A 23451-nucleotide genomic window follows, 5' to 3' on the forward strand; every position below is an offset into this window, starting at 1 on the left:
AAAACTTTCCTTTTTATGTACATAATCAATAATAATTTTATATTTCTTTGATTATTCTTTTTTTTTTATTATAATTAAAGTAGTTTATATACAACTTGTTCTAACGAATGAATTTATATTTTTTTGACCAGCATGGAGTCTTACCAAAAGGAGGATTAAATTTGAGTTTTTTTAACGAAATTTTTAAAAGAAAGAAATCAGAGCCAGAGATTATTACAGAGGTCCAAGAAAATAAAGAACCAGATTCTTTATCCATAGACCCTTTTTCATACTGCATTTTCAATCCTTATTTTAAATGCAATGAAGATTTTTCAAAAGTTTTTTCAGAATTTGAAATGAGACTTGGAAGTTTACAAAGATATTTTGAACTAAACAACCTGCATATACAGGAATATCTCAGCAGTTCAAAAGAGATACTGAGAGACCACAAAAATGAACGATCCAAAGAACATAAAATTTTAGATCAATATGGCAAATGCCATTATGCAGATGTTGATTATTTTTATGAAATGCATTATTTATCTGTTTTACTAATTTTATTCACCATGTTTGAAAACCTCCTCAGTAATATCGTAAAGGATATTTCATACATAAGTAAACACGATTTCAATGATTTCAACCAAAAAGATCTTCCATACATAAATAAATATATCCTTTTCCTTAAAAACAAATGTAAATTAAATATCCCCATTTCTCAAAAGGAATGGCAGAGTTTAAATACAATCAGAAAAGTCAGAAATAATTACCTTCACAATCTCAACATCGATATTCCAGATGATTTACAAACCGAGCTACTAAAAATAATGACACCAAAAAATAATAATAAAGTAACAGTCAACGAAGAATTTTTAGAAATGTGTTTCAATCTTTTTGGAAAAATTGCCTCTCAGTTAGAAAGTTCATATTGGGACTACAAAAGAAACTTATTCAATATAAAATAGGCAGCTTAAAAGCTGCCTATTTTTTTCTTATATTTAAGATTTTCGTAAAGTTGTTTTGCAAAAATGGTTTTCATATCCGTTGTTATATTTTCCACTTCATCAATATCAAACCAATGACATGTAAGGTGTTCTCCTTCATCTAGATCTAATTCTAAAGGTACTTTTTCGTCATCATGTATTTTTACTATATACATATACAAAGATTCTGTGGTATATCCAGGTGAAAGAATCATCGGTTTTTTAGGAATATAAAGTAGCTCAAAATCATTCTCTGTATACCCTGTCTCTTCTCTTATCTCCCTTTTGAGTGTACTTTCTGCTGTTTCTCCATCCTCTATAATTCCTGCGGGAATCTCATAAAGGTCCCCTTTTACTCCAGGTCTGTATTGTTTTACCAAAAGGGTTTTATCCATACTTTCGTTCAGAATAAAGACTGCAATGGCATTTGGTTTTTGAATATATTCTAGATCGATGTCTGTTGTTGGATGTTTTTCAATTTTTATCCTCAAAAATCTTAAGTCGCTTATTTTCATTGAACGCCCCCACTTATTATATATTTTTTATTTTTGTTCATATACATAATAACTACTTGTTTTTTAATAATTATATCACAAAAATAATAAAAAATTAAAAAGCTTTTTAGCATTCCAAAAAATAAAAAAAAGCTTGGCAAGTACCTATCCTCCCAGAGGGCTGCCCCTCAAGTACTTTCAGCGTATGCAGGCTTAACTTCTGGGTTCGGAATGTGACCAGGTGTACCCCTACAGCTATTCTCACCAAGCTGTTATCAACATTTATATATTGATATCATATTCTTTTGTCTGTCATGGACATTCAAAACTATATAGTAGATTTAGGTTAAGACTTCGACATATTAGTATTGGTCAGCTAAAAACCTCACGGTCCTTACACCCCCAACCTATCAACCTCCTAGTCTCGAAGGTGTCTTAGTTCATATAGAACAGAGTACTTATCTCAAAGCTGGCTTCCCGCTTAGATGCTTTCAGCGGTTATCCGTTCCAAACGTGACTACCCAGCTGTGCCACTGGCGTGACAACTGGTACATCAGAGGTTTGTCCATCCCGGTCCTCTCGTACTAAGGACAGATCTTTTCAATACTCTTGCGCCTGCAGTGGATAGGGACCGAACTGTCTCACGACGTTCTGAACCCAGCTCACGTACCGCTTTAATGGGCGAACAGCCCAACCCTTGGGACCTTCTCCAGCCCCAGGATGCGATGAGCCGACATCGAGGTGCCAAACTTTGCCGTCGATATGGACTCTCGGGCAAAATCAGCCTGTTATCCCCAGAGTAGCTTTTATCCGTTGAGCGACGACCCTTCCATTCGGAATCGCCGGATCACTATGTCCTGCTTTCGCACCTGCTCGACCTGTCAGTCTCGCAGTCAAGCTCCCTTATGCCATTGCACTCTTCGGTTGATTTCCATCCAACCTGAGGGAACCTTTGAACGCCTCCGTTACTCTTTCGGAGGCGACCGCCCCAGTCAAACTGCCCACCTAGCACTGTCTCCATGCGTACAAAGCACAGATTAGAATTTCAAAATTACGTGGTTGGTATTCCACCAGCGACTCACACACAGCTAGCGCCATGCCTTCATAGTCTCCCAACTATCCTATACACGTAATGCCAAAACCCAATACCAAGCTACAGTAAAGCTTCATGGGGTCTTTCCGTCCTACTGCAGGTAACCGGTATCTTCACCGGTAGTACAATTTCACCAGGCCTCCCGCCAAGACAGCTCTCAAGTCATTACACCATTCGTGCAGGTCGGAACTTACCCGACAAGGAATTTCGCTACCTTAGGACCGTTATAGTTACGGCCGCCGTTCACCGGGGCTTCAATTCGGAGCTCTCACTCCTCCTCTTAACCTTCCGGCACTGGGCAGGTGTCAGCCCATATACATCGCCTTTCAGCTTAGCATAGACCTGTGTTTTTGCTAAACAGTTGCTTGAGACTCTTCACTGCGGCCACCAATCGCTTTAGTTCGCTTGTAACTATCACAATCAGTGGCACCCCTTCTCCCGAAGTTACGGGGCCATTTTGCAGAGTTCCTTAGCGAGAGTTAGCCTGTACGCCTTAGGTTTCTCACCCTGAACACCTGTGTCGGTTTCGGGTACGGGCGGTTATAATTTAACGTTTAGAAGCTTTTCTCGGCAGCGTGGGATTTGCACCTTCGTCCGAAGACTCCGCGTAACACCTCAGATATAACCTGGCGGATTTTCCTACCAAGTCACCCTACATGCTTGCACATGGACAACCGTCGCCATGCGCGCATACCCTTCTGCGTCCCTCCATCACAAACTATAACCGGCGCAGGAATATTAACCTGCTTTCCATTCGCCTACGCAATCTAGCCTCGGCTTAGGTCCCGGCTTACCCAGGGAAGACAAACTTTACCCTGGAACCCTTGTTCTTCCGGCGAGGGGGATTCTCGCCCCCTTTCTCGCTACTCATTCCTGCATTCTCACTTCTGATACCTCCAGGGTCCCTTATCAGTTCCCCTTCAACGGCCTACAGAACGCTCTCCTACCAATCCAACTTAAAAGTTGAATTCCACGACTTCGGTTTATAGCTTAGCCCCGTTACATTGTCGGCGCAGAGACTCTCGACCAGTGAGCTATTACGCACTCTTTAAAGGTATGGCTGCTTCTAAGCCAACCTCCTGGTTGTTACAGAATCTCCACCTCCTTTCCCACTTAGCTATAATTAGGGACCTTAGTCGGTGGTCTGGGCTGTTTCCCTTTTGACCATGGATCTTAGTACCCATAGTCTCACTCCTAAGCTCTAGAACTATGGTATTCGGAGTTTGATTGATTTCGGTAAGCGGTACGCCCCCTAGACCATTCAGTGCTCTACCCCCATAGTTGAACGCTTAAGGCTGCACCTAAATGCATTTCGGAGAGAACGAGCTATCTCCTGGTTCGATTGGCTTTTCACCCCTATACCTACCTCATCCCCCGGCTTTTCAACGACGGTGGGTTCGGACCTCCACTGTGTCTTACCACAGCTTCATCCTGGACAGGCATAGATCACCAGGTTTCGCGTCTACGACCAGCGACTGTATCGCCCTATTCAGACTCGGTTTCCCTACGGCTCCGTTATACTTAACCTTGCCACTGATCGTAACTCGCAGGATCATTCTCCAAAAGGCACGCCATCAGTCCGAAGACCTCTGACCGCTTGTAAGCACACGGTTTCAGGTTCTATTTCACTCCCCTCCCGGGGTTCTTTTCACCTTTCCCTCACGGTACTATTCACTATCGGTTAACAAGAGTATTTAGCCTTACGAGATATGGTCCTCGCAGATTCACACAGGGTTTCACGTGTCCCGTGCTACTCGGGAGAGAACACACAACTTAAAGAGTTTACCTGTACGGGGCTATCACCCGCTACGGCGGAACTTTCCAATTCCTTCCAGTTACGTCTTTAAAATTGCCGGATACCTTGTAGTTCTCCAGGCGTTCTTCCCACTACCCCAATACAGCAACGGCTACATCCTTGACACTGTATTGGTTTAGGCTCATCCCCGTTCGCTCGCCGCTACTTAGGGAATCGTTTTTACTTTATTTTCCTCGGGTTACTTAGATGTTTCAGTTCACCCACTTACCTCTTTCGCGCTAGATCTTCAATCTAGCAGGTTGCCCCATTGGGAAATCTGCGGATCAATGCTCAATTGCAGCTAACCACAGCTTATCGCAGCTTATCACGTCCTTCATCGGCTCTTGTTACCTAGGCATTCTCCGTGTGCCCTTAATATCTTAACCTAAATTGTTCATCAGCTAACTCTCTTTCTTGACAATTTTTACTTCGAATGAAATAAATCCATTCTCGAAAATTTCGTCAGAAAAAAAATTTTATGTTGATTTCTCTACTATATAGTTTCCAATGTCCATCTCAGTAATTATTCAAACCTTTACAGGAAAGAACAATACCAAATAAATAGAGAAGGTCGTCTGTGCTCCTTAGAAAGGAGGTGATCCATCCGCACGTTCCCGTACGGATACCTTGTTACGACTTCACCCCAATCGCTAATCACACCTTAGGAACATCCCTCCCGTAAACGGGTTAGGCCTGCTACTTCAGGTGCAACCAACTCTCGTGGTGTGACGGGCGGTGTGTACAAGACCCGAGAACGTATTCACCGCGACATTGCTGATTCGCGATTACTAGCGATTCCAACTTCACGCAGTCGAGTTGCAGACTGCGATCCGAACTAAGAACAACTTTCTGAGATTGGCTCCCCCTCGCGGGATCGCTACCCTCTGTATTGTCCATTGTAGCACGTGTGTAGCCCAGCCCATAAGGGGCATGATGACTTGACGTCATCCCCACCTTCCTCCTGCTCGTCGCAGGCAGTCTCGCATGAGTCCCCAACTTAATGATGGTAACATACGATAGGGGTTGCGCTCGTTGCGGGACTTAACCCAACATCTCACGACACGAGCTGACGACAGCCATGCACCACCTGTCACCAAGTTCCTCCGAAAAGGCACCTAAGCATCTCTGCCTAGTTCTTGGGATGTCAAGGGCTGGTAAGGTTCCTCGCGTTGCGTCGAATTAAACCACATGCTCCACCGCTTGTGCGGGTCCCCGTCAATTCCTTTGAGTTTCATACTTGCGTACGTACTCCCCAGGCGGATCACTTATCGCGTTAGCTTGAGCACGGAGGTTCGACCCCCCACACTTAGTGATCATCGTTTACGGCGTGGACTACCGGGGTATCTAATCCCGTTTGCTCCCCACGCTTTCGCGCTTTAGCGTCAGTATTCATCCAGTGAGCTGGCTTCCCCATCGGCATTCCTACAAATATCTACGAATTTCACCTCTACACTTGTAGTTCCGCCCACCTCTCTGATACTCTAGCCTTCCAGTTTCCAACGCAATACGGAGTTGAGCCCCGCATTTTCACATCAGACTTAAAAGGCCGCCTAGACGCGCTTTACGCCCAATAATTCCGGATAACGCTTGCGACATACGTATTACCGCGGCTGCTGGCACGTATTTAGCCGTCGCTTCTTCTGGTGGTACCGTCACTTTCTTCTTCCCACCTGAAAGCACTTTACGATCCGAAGACCTTCATCGTGCACACAGAATTGCTGGATCAGACTTTTAGTCCATTGTCCAATATTCCCCACTGCTGCCTCCCGTAGGAGTAAGGGCCGTGTCTCAGTCCCCTTGTGGCCGATCACCCTCTCAGGCCGGCTACCCATCATCGTCTTGGTAGGCCATTACCCTACCAACTAACTAATGGGACGCAAAGCTCTCCTCTAGCGCATATAGCCTTTCATAGTTCCACGATGCCGCAGTTCCATAATATCCGGTATTAGCTGTCGTTTCCAACAGTTGTCCCAGTCTAGAGGGCAAGTTCTTTACGCGTTACTCACCCGTCCGCCACCGTACTATCACCCGAAGGTGAATTCCAGTCGACTTGCATGTGTTAAGCATTCTGTCAGCGTTCATCCTGAGCCAGGATCAAACTCTTCATTCAAAAAGTTTATTTAAATCTCTTGCGAGATTATTAACACCTAACTGTGTCCAAATCTTGTTTGGACTTCTTTGTCATCTATGATGACGATTTTGACTTCCTTCTCTATTTAATTGCTAATGTCCTTTTGTTTTTCAAACCTCCAGCTGACTTGTCATCTGAAGTTTCTTCTGTCCTTTTCTCTCGCGGACAAGAAATATAATAACATATCTACAAACTTCAGTCAACACTTTTTTAATTTTTTTATAACCATTAAATTTTTTATTTTCTGACTAGACTTTGAACTCTTTATCTAAATACAAAAAAGCTTTATTATAACTAAAAGAATCTCCTGTAAAAAACAGAAGTTTCTCCTTAACTTTAATTACTTATAAAATAATTTATAAGCCTTATAAGTTTCATATATATCAAATTTTGACGCCAACTCAAAAGGAGAATGCATTGAGATTACCGCAGGACCTGCATCTATTGTTTTTATTCCATGGTGAGCTAGATACATTGCTACAGTTCCTCCTCCTCCTTCATCTACTTTTCCAAGCATTGCCGTCTGCCATTTTATATTATTTTCATTAAATAATGTTCTAATCTCTCCCACATATTCTGCATCTGCATCATTAGTTCCACTCTTACCTCTTGCTCCGGTATATTTACTAACTACAATTCCATATCCAAGCATAGCTGCATTTTGCGAATCGTGTACTGACTTAAATATTGGATTTATTCCTGCATTTACATCAGAAGAAAGTGCCCTAGAATTCCAGAAGCATTTTCTTAGAAGATAGTCAGAGTATTCTTGGCCTTTTATTTTATAAATTATATCAGATACAAAGTATTCTATATAAAAAGACTGTAGTCCTGTAGATCCTGTAGATCCAATTTCTTCCTTATCAGCCATAAAACAAACTGCAGTTTTTTCAGGAACACCTTCATAGTCGAATATGGCCATCATAGATGTAAAGGCACATATTCTGTCATCATGACCATAAGAACCTACTATTCCTCTGTCAAATCCAACGTCTCTTGATTTGTGAGCCGGGACAAGTTGTAGTTCTGCTGAGAGAAAATCTTCTTCTTCCATTCCATAAGTCTCATTTAATTTTTCAAGAACTGCGTATTTTACGAGTTCCTTCACCTCTTCATTGTTTATTTTAGAGGGTATACTTCCAACTATAATATGTAATTCTTCTCCTTTGAGTATTTCTGAAGAACTTCTGCCTCTTTGAACCTTTGAATCTAAATGTGGAAGTATATCTGGAATAGAAAATACAGGATCATTTTCATTTTCTCCTATTATTATATCTATTTTTTCTCCAGATTTTAAAACAACAGTCCCATGTAGTGCCAAAGGAGTTGATCCCCACTGATATTTTTTTATTCCACCATAGTAATGAGTTTTCATCAGAGCCAAATCTGTATCTTCATAAAGAGGATTTTGCTTTAAATCAAGTCTAGGACAATCTATATGGGAAACTATAAAATTAATTCCTTCAACTATATCTTTTTTACCTATAATTGCCAAAACAATGTTTTTTTCCCTATTTACATAATATATCTTATCCCCGGCTTTAAGATTTTCATCAGAGGATACATCTCTAAACCCATTAGCTTCAGCTAATTTTATACTTTCTCTGACGAATTCTCTCTCAGTTTTTCCTATGTTTAAAAATTCTTTATATTTTTCTGAAAAGGAAAATATAATTTCTTTCTGTGATTTTTCTGTTTTTTTCCACCCGTTCTCTTTTTTATAAAGCATCTTATCACCTCTTTTTTATTATTTTATATCTATAAATATAGTATAGCAAATTATACCTACCATATAAATTAAAATGTTTTTTAATATAAGAAAAGCTGCCAGAAACGACAGCTTTTCTTGTTATTTATTTAGTCTTTTATTTATCTCTTCTGTTGCTTTTTCATAACCTGGTTTTTCCAAAAGAGCAAACATGTTTTTCTTGTATTCTTCCACTCCTGGCTGATCGAAAGGATTTACTCCGAGTAAATATCCACTTATAGCACAAGCTTTTTCAAAGAAGTAGAATAGGTATCCCAAATGATAAGCTGTTGCTTCTGGAATGTTTACCACAAGAGTAGGAACTCCTCCGTCTGCATGGGCTAATATTGTCCCCTCTATAGCTTTTTTGTTTACATAGTCCATGGTTTTCCCTGCAAGATAGTTTAAACCGTCTAAGTTAAATTCGTCCTCTTCTATTGTTATATCTGTTTCTGGTTTTTCTATATTTATAAGAGTTTCAAAAAGATGTCTCTTTCCATCTTGGATATATTGACCTAAAGAATGTAGATCAGCTGTGAAATCTGCAGATGCTGGATAAATTCCTTTTCCGTCTTTTCCCTCTGATTCTCCATAAAGCTGTTTCCACCATTCTGAAATATAATGAAGCTTTGGCTCATAATTTATCATAAGCTCTATATCTTTTCCTCTTCTATGAAGAATATTTCTAGTTGCTGCATACTTATAACAGTTATTTTTTTCGTAAGGAGACTTATACTCCTCTCTAGCATCTGCCGCTCCCTTCATGAGATCATCTATATCTACACCAGCAGCTGCTATAGGTAATAGTCCTACTGCAGTAAGTACAGAATATCTTCCCCCTACATCGTCAGGAACAACAAATGTTTCATAGCCCTCTTGAGTAGATAGCTGTTTTAAAGCTCCTCTGGCTTTGTCAGTTGTAGCATATATTCTCGATTTTGCGCCTTCTACACCATATTTTTTTTCTAGTTTCTTTTTGAAAATTCTAAATGCAACTGCAGGTTCTGTAGTTGTTCCGGATTTTGATATTACATTTACAGAAAAATCTCTATCCCCTATAAGCTCCATCAAATGGTTGATATAAGATCCGGATACATTTATTCCTGCAAAATAAATTTCAGGGGTTTTTCTCTCTTCTTTCGAAAGACTGTTGTAAAAAGAGTGAAACAAAAACTCTATCGCTGCCTTTGCTCCTAAGTATGATCCCCCTATACCTATTACAACAAGGACTTCCGAGTCCTCTTTGATCTTATTAGCTGCAGTTTTTATTCTTTCAAATTCTGTCTTATCATAATTTACAGGAAGATCCATCCATCCGAGAAAATCATTTCCAGCACCATCTTTTTTTTCTAGAGTCTCCGCAACAGACATTGTCTGCTTCTCCATAAGATCAATTTCATGCTGATGGAAAAATCCAAGAGCTTTAGAATAGTCAAAAGAAATTTTATTCATAATATAAGTTCCTCCTAAAAAGTTTTTTTATTTTTTTCTAATTCTCTTATTTTTCTTTGAAGCTCGTCTATTAATTTTCTGTTTTCTTCTAGCTTGGAATTCAATTCTTTTATTTTTTCATCGTGACTTTTCACCATAGATAGATAAAGATCAGAATCAAACCCCATCTTATTTAACTCTTTAGAAAACTCATAAACTAAATTTTCTAATATTTCCAAATCATCTCTGCTTGCCTTTTCTGAATCACTTTTATTTATTACCTTAGATAAATAATAAGCAAATTCATATCTCGTTACCTCATTTTTACCTTGAAATATTTCAGAGTCTTGTTTCAGTATACCTTTATTTAAAAGGTTTTCAACTGATTTATAAGCCCAGTGCTCATCCGTTATATCTTTAAAAGGAACCTCTGAAAAACCAACGGAAAAAACAATAAAAAAAAGAAAAACTAATTTTTTCATAATAAATTTCACCATTTTCTTTATTTTTTCAGTATAGCATATGATATATATAGTATCAATTGCATCTAGTGTTCATTATTTGATTAAAAATAAATCAAATATCTACACAAATTACTGTTGGCTAATTTTAATATAGTTCATCAAATTATTCTACTTATTTTTTTTTTATTCCTTTTATTTTTAGTGAAATTTTAAAAATATACAAAAAATAAAAAAACCTGCTTATAAGCAGGTTTGGTTTTTATTATAATGGCTGGGCTGGCTGGATTCGAACCAGCGCATGACGGAGTCAAAGTCCGTTGCCTTACCGCTTGGCGACAGCCCAACAACGGGATAATAATAACATATTTGTTTTTTTGTGTCAACTTTTTTTTATCATATCCTCCTTGATGATTTCAGTTGAACTTTTCGAAATAAAAAATAAGCCCTTTTGGACTTATTTTTTATACTAGACTTTCTGCCTCTGACTCTTCTTTTTCAACTTCATTATATTTTTCGATTACTGTATCGGTAACCTCTTTTCTGATTTCTGGAGTGATCGGATGTGCAATATCCTTATACTCCCCATTAGGCATCTTTCTAGAAGGCATCGCCACAAACATTCCCTTTTGTCCATCAATTACTTTTAATCCATGAATAACAAAACACTCATCAAAAGTAATGTCCGCGTAAGCCTTTAGCTTTAGTTCATTCTCATTCTTCACAGTTCTGAGTCTTACGTCTGTAATTTTCATCGTACCCAAGCACCTTCCTTTTTGTTTGTTGTTTTATGAAAAACTGCAAAGATAAACTTCACAGCCCTCTAAAAGACATTTTAAATTTGAATACATTTCTTGAGAATTTTTCTTTTCCACCAATGAAAAATAGGCACTACCACTTCCAGACATGAAGAAATAAGTAAATTTTAAACTGTCCAAAAAATTTTTAAATGACCTCAAATCTTCATTTTCAATTAATAACGCCTGTTCTAAATGATTTTCTATATTGTTTAATACATCAGAAAGTTTATTTTCCTTTAATCCCACCAATATTTTTTCAATATTTGCATCTTTTTTATTTTCAAGTTTTGAAAAATTATTGTATGCCTTTCCTGTACTAACTCCAAAAGGTGGCTTTATTATCAAAATATCACATTCGAGATTATTTTCCACTATTTGAACCTTTTCCCCTATACCATTAATTCTACAGGTTTTATTTACCAGAAAAAACGGAATGTCTGCCCCTATACCTTTTGAAATATCCACCATCTCCTCTAGATCCAGGGGATTCCCATGATATAGATTTAGCTCCTTTAAGAAAAATCCTCCGTTGGAACTTCCGCCTCCAAGACCTGCCTGATGAGGTATTTTTTTTTCCAAATAAAGTTCTATATTTTGATTTGATATACCTGTCTTATTATAGAAGGCTTCATATACCTTATAGAGAATATTTTCCTTTCCTGTTGGGATGTCTTCTCGATTTGTCTTTATAATGAGGGGTCCAGGATCCCCTGTAAAATTAATTTCAATCTCATCATAAAGATTTATAGGGGCCATCACCATATCTAAAAGATGGTATCCATTTGAAAGTTTACCTTTAATGTTGAGTCCTATATTTATTTTAGCGTTTGATTTTATTTTCTTTATCATAATTAAAACAGTTCCTCTTTTTCTGGGATTTCTAGCTCCTTTACCTCTATTATTTTTACGAGGTCTTGGGCTTTATCCTTTGGTACATTTCCTGCAGGGACGTCTACTATCTCTATTTTAAAATATCTATTAAAATATTCTAATTCTAAAATATCTCCACTTTTTATTTCTGTACCTGCCTTAGCTATTTTTCCATTTATTTTTGCCTTTTTATTGTCAATTACTGTCTTTGCTACAGGTCTTCTTTTTATAACTCTAGAGACCTTCAAAAATTTATCTAATCTCAAATTTATTCCTCCAATTCATTTTTATATTACCTTATTTTTTATTCTAATCAAATTAATTTTACAGGGATTTTAAAAAAAATTATATTTATGAATATAAAATAAACCCTAAGTTTTCTTTTGTTTTTTTATATTTTTTTCTTTTTTGCCTCTTGCCACAATTTTTCCATTTTTTCTAAATCTGAATTTTCTATGTCACAATTTTCCTCTATATATCTAAACCGCTGTTCAAATTTATTATTGGTTTTCATAATAGCATCTGTGATATTTATTCCTGCAAGCCTAGCCACATTAACCAGTGAGAAAACAACATCTCCCATCTCTTCTTTTAAATTTTCCAAATCCTTATTTTTAAAGGCTTCTCTCATCTCTTCGAGTTCCTCTTCCATCTTATCTATGGCTCCGTCTGTATTTTCCCAGTCAAAGCCAACTTTTGCAGCTTTATGCTGGAGTTTTTCAGCCTTTGAAAGAGGTGGTAAAACTCCAGGGATTCCGTCTAATATGGATTTTCTGTGTCTGTGTTCTTTCTCCTCTTTTTTTATAGCATCCCAGTTTTTTATTACTTCACCACTGTCTTTTACCCCTATATCTCCAAATACATGGGGATGTCTCCTTATTAATTTTTCAGACACTGCCTTAGATACGTCCTCTATATCAAACTCTTTTTTTTCTTCCATTATAAGTGACTGAAAAACAACATTGAGCAAAAGGTCTCCTAGCTCACCCTTTAACTCGTCTCCACCTTTATCCATAGCTTCTAGAGTTTCATATACCTCCTCTAGAAGATATGGTTTAAGACTCTCTATTGTCTGTTCTCTATCCCACGGGCATCCTCCAGGCGCCCTGAGTTTTCTCATTATTTCCACAAGTCTTTGAAATTCTTTCATAATCATCTCCCATGTGTATATTATCAATAATAATTTTTGATATTTAATTTGAAACAAATGTTTAATTTATCCAAAGTTCCGTTACTTTTCCTTGATGAAATGCCCTTGGGGTTCTTTTTTTCAAGAGAAAAGTAATGGGTTCAAATAAAGTTAGTAATTTTTAAAAATAAAATTCTTTTTTATTTTTATCCGTATACATTTCTAACCCTTTAATTTCATTAAAAATTCAAGAATATCTCCTCTGTAAATTATCCCCTCTTCTTTTGGAACATAGATTACCTCTCCTTTGGATATAAGATTGTGAACCTTTTCAAAATCTAGTTTTTCCTCTAAAAATTTTATCAGGTAACCTTCGTCTATTTTCTTTATCCCCTTTAAAAAATTCTGTTTGGCTAAAAGTTTTACTTCTAAATAATAAAATAGATTTTTTACAGGATCAGGCATTTTCCCAAATCTGTCAACTAACTCTGACTTTATATCTTCTATTTCTTCACTAGAATCAACCATGAGAAGTCTTTTATAAATAACAATTTTTTCAGATTCATCAATATAACTTGCTGGAATATTAGCATTTAGGTCTAGATCTACATCCACATCATCAGGAAGTATCTCCTCTCCCTTAGCTTTTTTTACCTCCTCATCTAAAAGCTTTAGATAAAGATCATATCCGAGAGTTTCCAAGGCTCCATGCTGTTTTTCTCCTAGTATTTCCCCAGCACCTCTTATTCTCATGTCTTCCATTGAAAGCTGAAAACCTGCTCCGAATACACCTATATTCTCAAGGGAGTCCTTTCTCTGCTCACCTTTTTTGGTCATCTTTTTATCCTTATCGACCACCAGGTAGCAATAGGCTTTACGACTTCCACGTCCTACTCTTCCCCTAAGTTGATAAACCTGAGATAATCCAAGTTTATCTATATTTTCTATTATTATTGTATTGGCGTTTTCTATGTCTATTCCGTTTTCTATTATCGTTGTAGACAGCAGTAAATCTACTTCTCCGTCTTCAAAATCTTTTATTCGGTCTCTTATCTCCTTAGGAGTCATCTGTCCATGGATATATGTCGTTTTCACATATTTAGGAATAATGGACTCTATCTCCTCTAGTTTCCTCTTCATGTTTTTCACAGAGTTAAAAAGATAAAATATCTGTCCTTCTCTTGCGACCTCTTTCATAACTGCTTCTTTGATATTTTCCCTGGTTTTTTCTATAAAATTTGTTTCTACAGGAAGCCTGTTAGGAGGTGGAGTTTGTATTATAGATATATCCCTTATTCCAAGAAATGCCAGATTTAGAGTTCTAGGTATAGGGGTGGCAGTAAGGGTCAACATATCCACGTTGGCACGGAAATGTTTTAGCTTTTCCTTGGCTTTTACTCCAAACTTCTGTTCCTCATCTATAATTACAAGTCCAAGGTTTTTGAATCCCACATCTTTTGAAAGAAGCCTGTGTGTTCCTATTACAAGATCCACTGTTCCTGCCTTTAGTTTTTTTATTATATCATTTTGATCCTTGTCACTCTTTAACCTAGAAAGAAGTGATATCTCTATGGGATAATTTTTAAATCTATCTAAAAATCTTTGATAATGTTGGCTTGCCAACACAGTTGTAGGAGCCATAACAACAACCTGTTTTCCATCCATGAGAGCCTTAAATGCAGCTCTCATGGCAACTTCTGTTTTTCCATAACCTACGTCACCACATACAATTCTATCCATAACTGTATGAGACTCCATATCCTGTTTTACCTCTTCTATTGATCTCATCTGGTCCTTGGTCTCATTATAAGGAAACCCTTCCTCAAATTCCTCCTGCCAGACTGTATCTTTTGAAAAAGCAAAACCGTTTTTACTCTGTCTTTTTGCCTGGATTTTTATAAGTTCTTTTGCAAACTCCATTATATCCTTTTTCAGTTTTTCTCTTCGTTTTCTGAATCCTCTCCTACCAAGATTGTATATCTCTGGGGTAGAACCCTTTTCACAAATATATTTTTCAATTCTGTTAAGTCCTGTTACCGGTACATACAATTTGTCTTCCCCGGCGTATTTTATGGATAAATAGTCATTTTCATCTATTTTTTCTATACCTAAATATATACCAACACCGTATATATCATGTATTATGTAGTCTCCAGGCCTTATCTGATTAAAATTTGTATATTTTACACTGTCTTTTGCTATATCGGTCCTTCTTATTCTTATACCCTTTAGTTCTCTGTCAGTAAGCACAAGAGTATTGTCATTTAAAAAACCTTCATAATGCTGCTCTTTCAATATTTTTATAGGAGTTCCGAGAAATATCTCTTTATATCTTTTCTCCTCTTCGGTCATAATTATGACTTTCTTTTCAGCAGAAATTTGTTTCACATTTTCATATTCTTGGTAATTTTCACTATCTTCATTCTGAAACCTTATTATATCTGTGCTTATGGTTTTTTCTAAAATATCACTATATTTATCTCTGAGGTCAGACTCATCCTCTCTTTTTCTGAGTATGAGTTCCTCTAGCTTATAATTCATAAGCTCTTTATTTTCCAAATAGATTTCCAGTTCATCAGATACCATGTTTTCAAGTAGTTCAGAGAAGGTTTTTTTTCCAGCTTTATTATTGTTTATGTACACATTTATTTTATCTAAATTTCCCATAGACTTCTGGGTTTCAATGTTAAAATAGCTTATTCTTTCTACTTCATCACCAAAAAACTCTATTCTGACTGGATTTTCACCATTCGGAGGATAGATATCTAAAATATCACCTCTGCGACTGTATTCCCATCTTTTTTCCACAAGGTAATTTTTCCTGAAACCGTTTTTTACGAGTTTTTCCTCTATAGCTTTTAAATCATAGTCCTTTTCTAAGCAAAGTTCTATCTGATCTCCGCTTGCAAAGTAGTCTCTTAATATTCCCTCAAGTGAAACAAGCAGTATCCAGTTATCCCGATTTTCCAATATTTTTAAAAGACCATAATTTATTGTCTGAAACTCCTCATCACTATAGTTAAAGTTCTCTATCTTATAAACTGATTCTTTGGAGTAATCAGAAAGAGTAAAATAATAATCCTCTATATTTTTATTTGAAGAGGATATAAAAACTATTTTTTTATTTCTATTCATAAGAAAAAAGGGAACTGCTCCCCTATACATATTTTCTCTGTTAAATTTCATATCCTTAAACATAAAAAAACCACCTGCACCTATTTTAATCTTTAACTTTAAATTTTACAATTTTTTATAAGTTCATTATTTTAAAATAATTATAAATTATAATATATCTTCAGAAAAAATTTTATAAAAAACAGTTCATCTTAATGTACATTATCATTAATAAAAAAATATATCCAAATTTATTTTGCATATATTCTAATTTTATAAAAATAATCCTTTATAACTTACTAAAATATATATAAGTTTCTTTTTTATTATTGAGAGTATACAAAAAGAGACCAGTTTTTACTGGTCTTTTTTCATTCTTTCAATATGGGCTATAAGAAGAGCTATGTCATGTCCCGTCACTCCACTTATTCTAGTGGCTTCTCCTATAGAAATAGGCTGTACTTCTTCCATGCCGTGCCTTGCTATATTAGATACACCTTTTATTTCAGAAAAATCGAAATCTTCAGGAATTTTAAGACTTTCTAATTTTTTAAATTTTTCAATTTGAGATCTTTCCCTATCGATAAACACCTCATATTTTATTATTGTCTCTATCTGATTTTTTACAAAGTCCGGAAATTCCTGTATATCTGTTATATAAGCCAGATCTTCATAAGATACATTTTTAAATTTGAGTATATCACTGACAGTTACACCTTTTACTACTCTTTGCTTTTCTCCTTTTTTTTCTAGGAGTTCGTTGGCTTTAGATAATGGAACACTTTCCTGCTTAAGTCTTTGTACCTCAAGGTCTATATTTTTTATACAGTTTTCCAAATACTCTATTTTATCCTCTGAAATTATACCTATCTCTCTCGACTTATCTAATAATCTCATAAAGGCATTGTCAAATCTAAGTGTTAACCTATATTCAGCCCTTGACGGCAGTACTCTATAAGGTTCTGGAGTTTTTTTGTGAATTATATCATCTATAAGAACCCCTATATAGGCTTCACTTCTATCTATTATTACTGGGTCTTTTTTATCTACTTTTCTAGCGGCATTTACTCCTGCCATGAATCCCTGAGTTGCAGCCTCTTCATATCCAGAAGTACCGTTTATCTGTCCTGCAAAATATAAATTCCTAACTTTTTTATTTTCAAGGCTTGGATAAAGCTGATATGCGGGAGCATAGTCATATTCTACAGCATAACCATATCTCATTATTTCTGCATTCTCAAGTCCAGCTATTGTTCTCATCATTTTCTCTTGTGCAAATGGAGGCATAGCTGTAGTTAGACCATTTACATAAAGTTCATTTGATTCCATCGACTCCATTTCCAAAAATATCTGGTGATCTTTTTTATCAGGAAAATTCAAAACCTTTCTGTCTAATGAAGGACAGTGTCTCGGACCATGGGTTTTTATCACACCTGTTACTATAGGGGAAAAATGAAGAAGTTCTCTCGCCACATCTATTGTTTTTTCCGTTGTATGAGTCAGCCAAGTAGGAACAGTTCTGTTTTTTTCTTTTTTAGTAAATAACGAGAAGAAGTTTGGATTTTCCTCTCCGTGCATCTCTTTCAGCTTTGAAAAATCAACAGTTCTCTTATCTATTCTAGGAGGGGTTGCTGTCTGGTATCTTTCTAAATCAATACCATTTTTCAAAAGACTTTCAGAAAGCTCTTCTGCAGAGCCTTCTCCTTGTCTGCCTGCAGGATACACAACATCTCCAATTACAACTTTAGCTTTTAAAAATGTCCCTGTAGCCAAAACTACACTCTTTGCTTTATATTCTATTCCTAGGGATGAAATTACTCCTGTTACGTGTCCATCTTCAGTAATAATTTCATCTATTGTCTCTTGAATAACTTCTAATCCAGGTGTATTTTCTATTATCTCTTTCATTTTTACCCTGTACCAATATTTATCTGCCTGACCTCTTGTTATTCTAGCAGCAGGTCCTTTGCTCGTGTTTAGATGCTTTAACTGAAGATTATACCTGTCTGTATGTCTACCTATCTCTCCACCTAAAACATCTATTTCTGCCACAAGATGACTTTTTCCAGGTCCACCTATTGATGGATTGCAAGACATCATTGCTATATTGTCAAGATACATTGTAAACATAGCAGTTTTTTTACCCAGTCTTGCTGATGCAAGGGCAGCTTCACATCCTGCATGACCTCCACCTACAACTATAACATCAAATTCCATCCTGTTCATGTTTGAAATCTCCTTTTTATTATTGTACATGTACATAAATAAAAGGAGTATAATACCCCTTTTATAATAGTTATTAAAAGAAAATTACCGCAGATAAATCTGCGGCAGTTTATTTTCCTACACAAAAATTGCTGAAAACATGATCTAGAAGATCCTCTGTAGATATCTCACCAGTTACCTCAGAAAGTGAATCAAGTGCTTCTTTCAAATCCACTGCCATAAGGTCCATAGGCAATCCCATATTTATCGTTTCCAATATATTTTCCACTGCCTGCTTGGTTTTTTCCAAGGCAGATTTATGTCTCACATTTGTAATTATTAGCTTTTGAGAACTATCCTCTACTTGGCCTGAAATTATATATTTATATATTTCATCCTCCATGTTGGAAATTCCCAAATTCTCAGTTGCAGATATTTCTATCCATTTTCCGACCTTATTTAAAGGAGTCAGATCAAGTTTTCTTTCCATATCTATCTTATTTAAGATACCTATAACTTTATCTGCATTAAGCTGGTCGTGAACTTTGATATCTTCCTCTTCTAATTCCCTAGAACCATCAACCACAAAGAGTACAAGATCAGCTTTATCTATAAGATCTTCTGATTTTTTTACACCTATATTCTCAATAACATCATCAGTAGTCCTTATTCCGGCTGTATCAACTAGTATAAGAGGGATCCCTTTTAGGTTTATAACTTCCTCTATTATATCCCTTGTTGTCCCTGCTATATGAGTGACTATGGCTCTTTCCTCTTTTAATATGGTATTTAAAAGACTGGATTTACCTACATTTGGTTTACCCACTATGGCTGTTTTTACACCCTCTTTTATCATTTTACCCTTATCATAAGAGGCTATCAAGACATCTGAACTTTTGAGAACTTCTAGTAAATTATCCATAAGATTATCAGGTAAAGGATCATCTATACCCTCTTCTGGATAATCTAATACCACATTCACGTGAGCCGCCACATCAAGAATCATTTTTTTTAGTATACCTATCTGATTTTTCAAATCTCCTCTCAGCTGGTTGAGGGAAAGGGATATACTTTTATCTGTCTTTCCGTGAATTATATCCATTACAGCTTCAGCCTGAGTAAGATCTAACCTTCCATTTAAAAAAGCTCTTCTAGTAAACTCACCCTGCTCTGCAATTCTGGCACCTTTTTTCAAAAGAAGTTCCAAAATCTTTTCTGTAATAAGATATCCACCGTGACAGTTGATCTCTACAATATCTTCTCTCGTATAAGTTTTAGGACCTTTCAAAAAAGATACCATAACCTCATCTAAAAGAACTTCTCCATCATAGATATGACCATAATTTATTGTGTGGCTTTTTAGATCTTCTACCTTTTTTTCTGATTTTGCTCTGAATACCTTAGACAATATCTTTATAGAATCGTCTCCGGACATTCTCACTATTCCTATCCCACCCTCGCCTCTAGGGGTCGAAATGGCAGCAATTGTATCAAACATATTATCCTTGCCTCTTCTTTTTTATAACAATGTATCTCTTTGGATCTCTACCCTCACTATAAGTGTCTAAATCCTCATATTTATTTACAATTTCATGAATTATTTTTCTTTCTCTTGGAGGCATTGGATTTAATCTTATTGCTTTATCCGATTTTAATGCTTTTTCAGACATTTTTCTAGCAAGATCTCTCAAAGTATTTGCTCTTTTTTCTTTGAATCCCTCAACATCAACTTCAACCTTCATATTTTTTACCAGGCTGTTTAAAAGATACTCAAAACTATTTAGAGTTTTACCTTTTTTACCTATGATGATTCCATTATCTTCACCATATAGATTTAAAAGTACAAAATGATCACTTGATTTTAATATTTCCATATGAAGATTAAGTCCCATATAATCTAGGATTTCCTGAGCTTTTTTTACCACTTCAGATTCTGCTTCTTTTTCTTTTTTTATCTCTATTTCAAAGAGCCCCTCTTTTTTAAAAAAACCAAGAAAGGATTTTGATTTGATTTTTTCCTCAACTTTTACAACCTGCTCAATTTTAGCTTCACAGATTTTTAATGCTCTCTGAATAGCTTCTTCCTTTGTCATTGCTTTTATCTCAACAACGCTACTCATTATGCTTCATCTCCTCTTTTCATTACATAATATTGCTGTAGAATTCCAGCAGCACTAGAGGTTAACCAATAAATTTGAAGACCTGCAGGCATTTTGTAAGATATAAATACCATCATAATAGGGAACATGTACATCATATTTTTCATCTGTGGATTAGAACCTGATCCCATAATCTTTTGTTGTGCAAATGCAACCAAGCCGTTTAGTACAGGTAATATATATAATGGATCTGGATTTACAAGAGTTAACCATAAAAAAGTAGACTCTACAGGTACGATTCCTCCATCAACAGGAGCTTTTCTTAAAACTGCAAAAAGAGCCCATAATATAGGCAACTGTACTAACATAGGTAAGCATCCTGCAGCAGGATTTACCTTATATTTTTGATATAATTCCATTGTTTTCTCGTTTAAGAGTTGTTTATCATTTTTATATTTTTCTTTTATTTTATCAATTTCAGGCTGTATTCTTTTCATAGCCTTCATGGATTTGTCCTGCTTTAGTGTCAGCGGTAATAGTAATAGTTTTATTAGAACAGTTATTCCTATAATAGATAAACCGAAGTTCCCTATTATTTTATACAAATATAGGATAATTTGCTCTAAAGGTACGGTAATAAAACTCATTGGTTAATCCCCCTTGTTTTTTTGCTTTTTTCTACTAGGAGGCACAGGGTCATACCCGCCAGGATGAAAGGGGTGACATTTTAAGATTCTTCTAATTCCCAAAAATATCCCTATAAAACACCCATGCTCCTCTATCGCGTGATATGTGTAAGAAGAACAGGTAGGATAAAACCTACAGTTCTTGCCCAATAATTTGGATATAAATTTTTGATAAATTTTAATTAAAAACAATAATAGTTTCTTCATACAAACATATTCAACTTTTTAAAAATAAGATTAAGGTCTTTTTCCATTTGATAGTATTTTAGAGTTTTTACCTTCACTCCAGCAGTTCTTTTGGCTATAAATACTATATCATAACTTTTTTTTATTTTTTTTTCATTCAATCGATAATATTCTCTAAAAAGTCTTTTAAGTCTGTTTCTGCATACAGCGTTACCGGTTTTTTTACTTACAACAAAACCAACCTGATTATGATTATTCTCTTTATTGGTTTTTATGTAGACTAAGGAGTAGTATCCAAATGCTTTAATTCCTGTTTTATAAATATTTTGGAATTGTTCATTTTTTTTTAGTTTATTCATTTAAAACTCCTTAAAAATCTGTAAAAACCCGGTGTTTTTATTCACCGGGTTTTATGCTGATAATTCTGCTCTTCCTCTTGTTCTTCTTCTTTTTAAGACTTGTCTTCCAGTTTTAGTTTTCATTCTGGCTCTAAATCCGTGATTTTTTTTCCTTTTGTGATTATTAGGTTGGAAAGTTCTTTTACTCATTATATTCACCTCCTAAAAATTTCTTACTTTCAGATCAATATTTTAAAGGAATATCCTTATTTTGTCAAGTAAAAAATCTTTATTTAGTTACGTTCTTATCCAATGAATTTTAACTCTTTTTAATAAACAAAAAAAATCAAAAGGATAGATATTTTGTTTAATGTTAAATGTACTGACCAAAGCTAATTTTTATTTTAATTGAAATTCAGTATTTTCAAGGGATTGAGAACAACGATATCATTTTTTTTATTAATGACAATATACACAAAATTTATTCCTTATTTTCCAAGGGTTTAAAATAAACTTAAGCTATTTAGATCAAGAAAAGCAATAACTCATGTTTTTAAATTATTATTTTTGTCAATGGACATAAATAATAACTTATATTTTCCTAGGAAAGGTAGAAAAATACAAAAGAAATTAAAAAGCCTTAAATATTTAAACATCTCAATAAAAACACTAGTTTAGAGAGGAAAAACTGTTAGTTTTAAGGAGCTTAATATTATTTTTAAAAATTATTTTTGTCCCTGTACACAATGTTTAAGTTTTGATTTTATTAATATAGAATAAAATTAAAAGAAAAAAAGATATGAAGAGTCCAGTAAAATAAGAGATCAGATATTAATGGTTTTATTATTATAAATATACATTTCAAAAATCCTTTTATTTTCATGCAGAATAAAAAAATGTAAAAATAAAAGTCAAATAAATAAAGGAGTTTAGTTATAAGTTTTTTATTAATGACTATGTACACAACATTTTTTAGTGTTTTTTAAAACTCATGATCCTTTCTAGGTCAACAAAATCAGCTAATATATAAATTTATGTTTAAAAATTTATTTTTATAAATTAGACTAAGCTTTTTTATTATTTTAAAGTAAAGTATTGAATTTATTCAAACTTCCGTTACTTTTCCTTGATGAAAAGTACCAAAAATCAAGGCCTGTGAAAAATAAGCTAAATGCCTTCGGAAATCTAAGTAAAAATCAAAACTCGCTTCGCTCAGACAGTTGATTTTTTCTAGAGATTTCTCTCAGTCATTCTTAACGCTTATTTTATCAATGGCCAAAAACTAAAAAAAATCTTTTTAGTGCGTAAACTTTGGTGTACCTTTGCGCTTGTTTCTTAGGTAAGACCATATGGTTTTATATTTTTTTGAATTTCAAGTCGCAGGGCTTATACAGGAAAGAACCTGCACTCAGCCGTCCTACAGAATAAGTTCCGCAGGGAACCGAGGACTGTAGCTTACAAAGGCGATAAAAGAAATATATACTTCCTAGACATTTGAAAATTCTTGAACTTTTGGTTACTTTTCTTTCAAGAGAAAAGTAACAGGTTCAAATAAAGTCAGTAATTTATAAAAATTTTTCAACTATTAACTTGGTTTAAACTATTTATTTTATCAATAAGAATTTTAATAAAAACTTATTGAATTTGAAAAAATAAAAAAATTTTTGTGTATTTTTTTTATTTTATGATACACTATAGACTTTCTGACAAGATATTGGAAATATAATTATTTTATTATTATTTATGTACATAATATTTTTTTATAAACTCTGTAAGAAAGTAATATTAATCCGTAGGAAAAAAGAAAACATAAGTTTTTTTTTATAGAAAAAGAAATTTATTTTAGATTTTATTATTGTGAATATACAAAAAAGATGATATCATTTATTGTTATTTTATGAATTTTATTTATG

At 34.9% G+C, this 23451-nt stretch carries 17 protein-coding genes, 1 tRNA gene and 3 rRNA genes; 1 reads left to right on the plus strand and 20 read right to left on the minus strand.

From position 1 onward, the window contains the following. Window positions 1–161 precede the first annotated feature (161 nt). The gene (locus ILYOP_RS09660; RefSeq protein ID WP_013388325.1) at window positions 162–941 is read left to right on the plus strand and encodes a hypothetical protein; all 780 of its coding nucleotides are present in this window, start codon (window positions 162–164) and stop codon (window positions 939–941) included. Between the two features lie 5 nt (window positions 942–946). Here ILYOP_RS09660 and ILYOP_RS09665 read toward each other — a convergent pair whose 3' ends face one another. The 20 genes from ILYOP_RS09665 to rpmH all read right to left on the minus strand — a co-directional run bounded on the left by ILYOP_RS09665 (window position 947) and on the right by rpmH (window position 21748). Next, window positions 947–1474 (minus strand): NUDIX hydrolase, encoded by a 528-nt coding sequence (locus ILYOP_RS09665; RefSeq protein ID WP_013388326.1) that lies wholly within the window; start codon window positions 1472–1474, stop codon window positions 947–949. A 131-nt stretch (window positions 1475–1605) separates the two neighbouring features. Next, a 5S ribosomal RNA gene (gene rrf, locus ILYOP_RS09670) occupies window positions 1606–1722 on the minus strand. 73 nt (window positions 1723–1795) lie between these two features. Continuing rightward, window positions 1796–4727: ribosomal RNA gene (locus ILYOP_RS09675) — 23S ribosomal RNA — on the minus strand. A 202-nt stretch (window positions 4728–4929) separates the two neighbouring features. Next, a 16S ribosomal RNA gene (locus tag ILYOP_RS09680) occupies window positions 4930–6451 on the minus strand. Together the 16S, 23S and 5S rRNA genes form the textbook arrangement of a ribosomal RNA operon. Window positions 6452–6812: 361 nt before the next feature. Beyond that, window positions 6813–8201: an aminopeptidase gene (locus ILYOP_RS09685; RefSeq protein ID WP_013388327.1), complete on the minus strand. Its 1389-nt coding sequence runs from the start codon at window positions 8199–8201 to the stop codon at window positions 6813–6815. A 120-nt stretch (window positions 8202–8321) separates the two neighbouring features. Then, window positions 8322–9671 carry a glucose-6-phosphate isomerase gene (locus ILYOP_RS09690; RefSeq protein WP_013388328.1) on the minus strand — a complete coding sequence of 450 codons (1350 nt, stop codon included), beginning with the start codon at window positions 9669–9671 and terminating at the stop codon, window positions 8322–8324. A 14-nt stretch (window positions 9672–9685) separates the two neighbouring features. Next, window positions 9686–10132, minus strand: coding sequence for an S-layer homology domain-containing protein (locus ILYOP_RS09695; RefSeq protein WP_013388329.1), 447 nt, complete (start codon window positions 10130–10132; stop codon window positions 9686–9688). Between the two features lie 250 nt (window positions 10133–10382). Further along, window positions 10383–10457, minus strand: a tRNA-Gln gene (locus tag ILYOP_RS09700). Between the two features lie 118 nt (window positions 10458–10575). Further along, window positions 10576–10866, minus strand: a complete 291-nt coding sequence (gene spoVG, locus ILYOP_RS09705; protein WP_013388330.1) for a septation regulator SpoVG — start codon at window positions 10864–10866, stop codon at window positions 10576–10578. Between the two features lie 33 nt (window positions 10867–10899). Then, on the minus strand, window positions 10900–11760 hold the full coding sequence (gene ispE, locus ILYOP_RS09710) for a 4-(cytidine 5'-diphospho)-2-C-methyl-D-erythritol kinase (protein ID WP_013388331.1): 861 nt from the start codon (window positions 11758–11760) through the stop codon (window positions 10900–10902). A 2-nt stretch (window positions 11761–11762) separates the two neighbouring features. After that, on the minus strand, window positions 11763–12047 hold the full coding sequence (locus ILYOP_RS09715; protein WP_013388332.1) for an RNA-binding S4 domain-containing protein: 285 nt from the start codon (window positions 12045–12047) through the stop codon (window positions 11763–11765). Window positions 12048–12172: 125 nt separating this feature from the next. Beyond that, on the minus strand, window positions 12173–12931 hold the full coding sequence (gene mazG, locus ILYOP_RS09720) for a nucleoside triphosphate pyrophosphohydrolase (RefSeq protein ID WP_013388333.1): 759 nt from the start codon (window positions 12929–12931) through the stop codon (window positions 12173–12175). Window positions 12932–13132: 201 nt separating this feature from the next. Beyond that, window positions 13133–16108 (minus strand): transcription-repair coupling factor, encoded by a 2976-nt coding sequence (gene mfd / locus ILYOP_RS09725; protein WP_013388334.1) that lies wholly within the window; start codon window positions 16106–16108, stop codon window positions 13133–13135. 273 nt (window positions 16109–16381) lie between these two features. Then, entirely contained in the window at window positions 16382–18250 is a 1869-nt protein-coding gene (gene mnmG / locus ILYOP_RS09730; protein ID WP_013388335.1) for a tRNA uridine-5-carboxymethylaminomethyl(34) synthesis enzyme MnmG, read from the minus strand. Between the two features lie 109 nt (window positions 18251–18359). Then, entirely contained in the window at window positions 18360–19727 is a 1368-nt protein-coding gene (gene mnmE, locus ILYOP_RS09735; protein WP_013388336.1) for a tRNA uridine-5-carboxymethylaminomethyl(34) synthesis GTPase MnmE, read from the minus strand. Window position 19728: 1 nt separating this feature from the next. Next, window positions 19729–20349 carry an RNA-binding cell elongation regulator Jag/EloR gene (jag, locus tag ILYOP_RS09740; protein ID WP_013388337.1) on the minus strand — a complete coding sequence of 207 codons (621 nt, stop codon included), beginning with the start codon at window positions 20347–20349 and terminating at the stop codon, window positions 19729–19731. Continuing rightward, window positions 20349–20975, minus strand: a complete 627-nt coding sequence (locus tag ILYOP_RS09745; RefSeq protein WP_013388338.1) for a YidC/Oxa1 family membrane protein insertase — start codon at window positions 20973–20975, stop codon at window positions 20349–20351. The genes jag and ILYOP_RS09745 overlap by 1 nt, the downstream gene beginning before the upstream one ends. A 3-nt stretch (window positions 20976–20978) precedes the next feature. Further along, on the minus strand, window positions 20979–21221 hold the full coding sequence (gene yidD / locus ILYOP_RS15525) for a membrane protein insertion efficiency factor YidD (protein WP_013388339.1): 243 nt from the start codon (window positions 21219–21221) through the stop codon (window positions 20979–20981). Beyond that, window positions 21218–21559: a ribonuclease P protein component gene (rnpA, locus tag ILYOP_RS09750; protein ID WP_013388340.1), complete on the minus strand. Its 342-nt coding sequence runs from the start codon at window positions 21557–21559 to the stop codon at window positions 21218–21220. Before rnpA ends, yidD begins: the two co-directional genes overlap by 4 nt. Window positions 21560–21610: 51 nt before the next feature. Then, window positions 21611–21748 carry a 50S ribosomal protein L34 gene (gene rpmH, locus ILYOP_RS09755; RefSeq protein ID WP_013388341.1) on the minus strand — a complete coding sequence of 46 codons (138 nt, stop codon included), beginning with the start codon at window positions 21746–21748 and terminating at the stop codon, window positions 21611–21613. Between the last annotated feature and the right edge of the window lie 1703 nt (window positions 21749–23451).

It is taken from the genome of Ilyobacter polytropus DSM 2926 (assembly GCF_000165505.1).
GTDB classification, from domain to species: Bacteria; Fusobacteriota; Fusobacteriia; order Fusobacteriales; family Fusobacteriaceae; genus Ilyobacter; species Ilyobacter polytropus.

What these genes read in the sequence shown, in the direction of transcription:
- rpmH (WP_013388341.1), bottom strand. Translation starts at nt 21,748, where the DNA reads ATGAGTAAAAGAACTTTCCAACCTAATAATCACAAAAGGAAAAAAAAT.
- ispE (WP_013388331.1), bottom strand. Translation starts at nt 11,760, where the DNA reads ATGATAAAGAAAATAAAATCAAACGCTAAAATAAATATAGGACTCAAC.
- jag (WP_013388337.1), bottom strand. Translation starts at nt 20,349, where the DNA reads ATGAGTAGCGTTGTTGAGATAAAAGCAATGACAAAGGAAGAAGCTATT.
- ILYOP_RS09685 (WP_013388327.1), bottom strand. Translation starts at nt 8,201, where the DNA reads ATGCTTTATAAAAAAGAGAACGGGTGGAAAAAAACAGAAAAATCACAG.
- mfd (WP_013388334.1), bottom strand. Translation starts at nt 16,108, where the DNA reads ATGTTTAAGGATATGAAATTTAACAGAGAAAATATGTATAGGGGAGCA.
- mazG (WP_013388333.1), bottom strand. Translation starts at nt 12,931, where the DNA reads ATGAAAGAATTTCAAAGACTTGTGGAAATAATGAGAAAACTCAGGGCG.
- ILYOP_RS09695 (WP_013388329.1), bottom strand. Translation starts at nt 10,132, where the DNA reads ATGAAAAAATTAGTTTTTCTTTTTTTTATTGTTTTTTCCGTTGGTTTT.
- ILYOP_RS09745 (WP_013388338.1), bottom strand. Translation starts at nt 20,975, where the DNA reads ATGAGTTTTATTACCGTACCTTTAGAGCAAATTATCCTATATTTGTAT.
- mnmG (WP_013388335.1), bottom strand. Translation starts at nt 18,250, where the DNA reads ATGAACAGGATGGAATTTGATGTTATAGTTGTAGGTGGAGGTCATGCA.
- ILYOP_RS09690 (WP_013388328.1), bottom strand. Translation starts at nt 9,671, where the DNA reads ATGAATAAAATTTCTTTTGACTATTCTAAAGCTCTTGGATTTTTCCAT.
- rnpA (WP_013388340.1), bottom strand. Translation starts at nt 21,559, where the DNA reads ATGAATAAACTAAAAAAAAATGAACAATTCCAAAATATTTATAAAACA.
- mnmE (WP_013388336.1), bottom strand. Translation starts at nt 19,727, where the DNA reads ATGTTTGATACAATTGCTGCCATTTCGACCCCTAGAGGCGAGGGTGGG.
- yidD (WP_013388339.1), bottom strand. Translation starts at nt 21,221, where the DNA reads ATGAAGAAACTATTATTGTTTTTAATTAAAATTTATCAAAAATTTATA.
- ILYOP_RS09665 (WP_013388326.1), bottom strand. Translation starts at nt 1,474, where the DNA reads ATGAAAATAAGCGACTTAAGATTTTTGAGGATAAAAATTGAAAAACAT.
- spoVG (WP_013388330.1), bottom strand. Translation starts at nt 10,866, where the DNA reads ATGAAAATTACAGACGTAAGACTCAGAACTGTGAAGAATGAGAATGAA.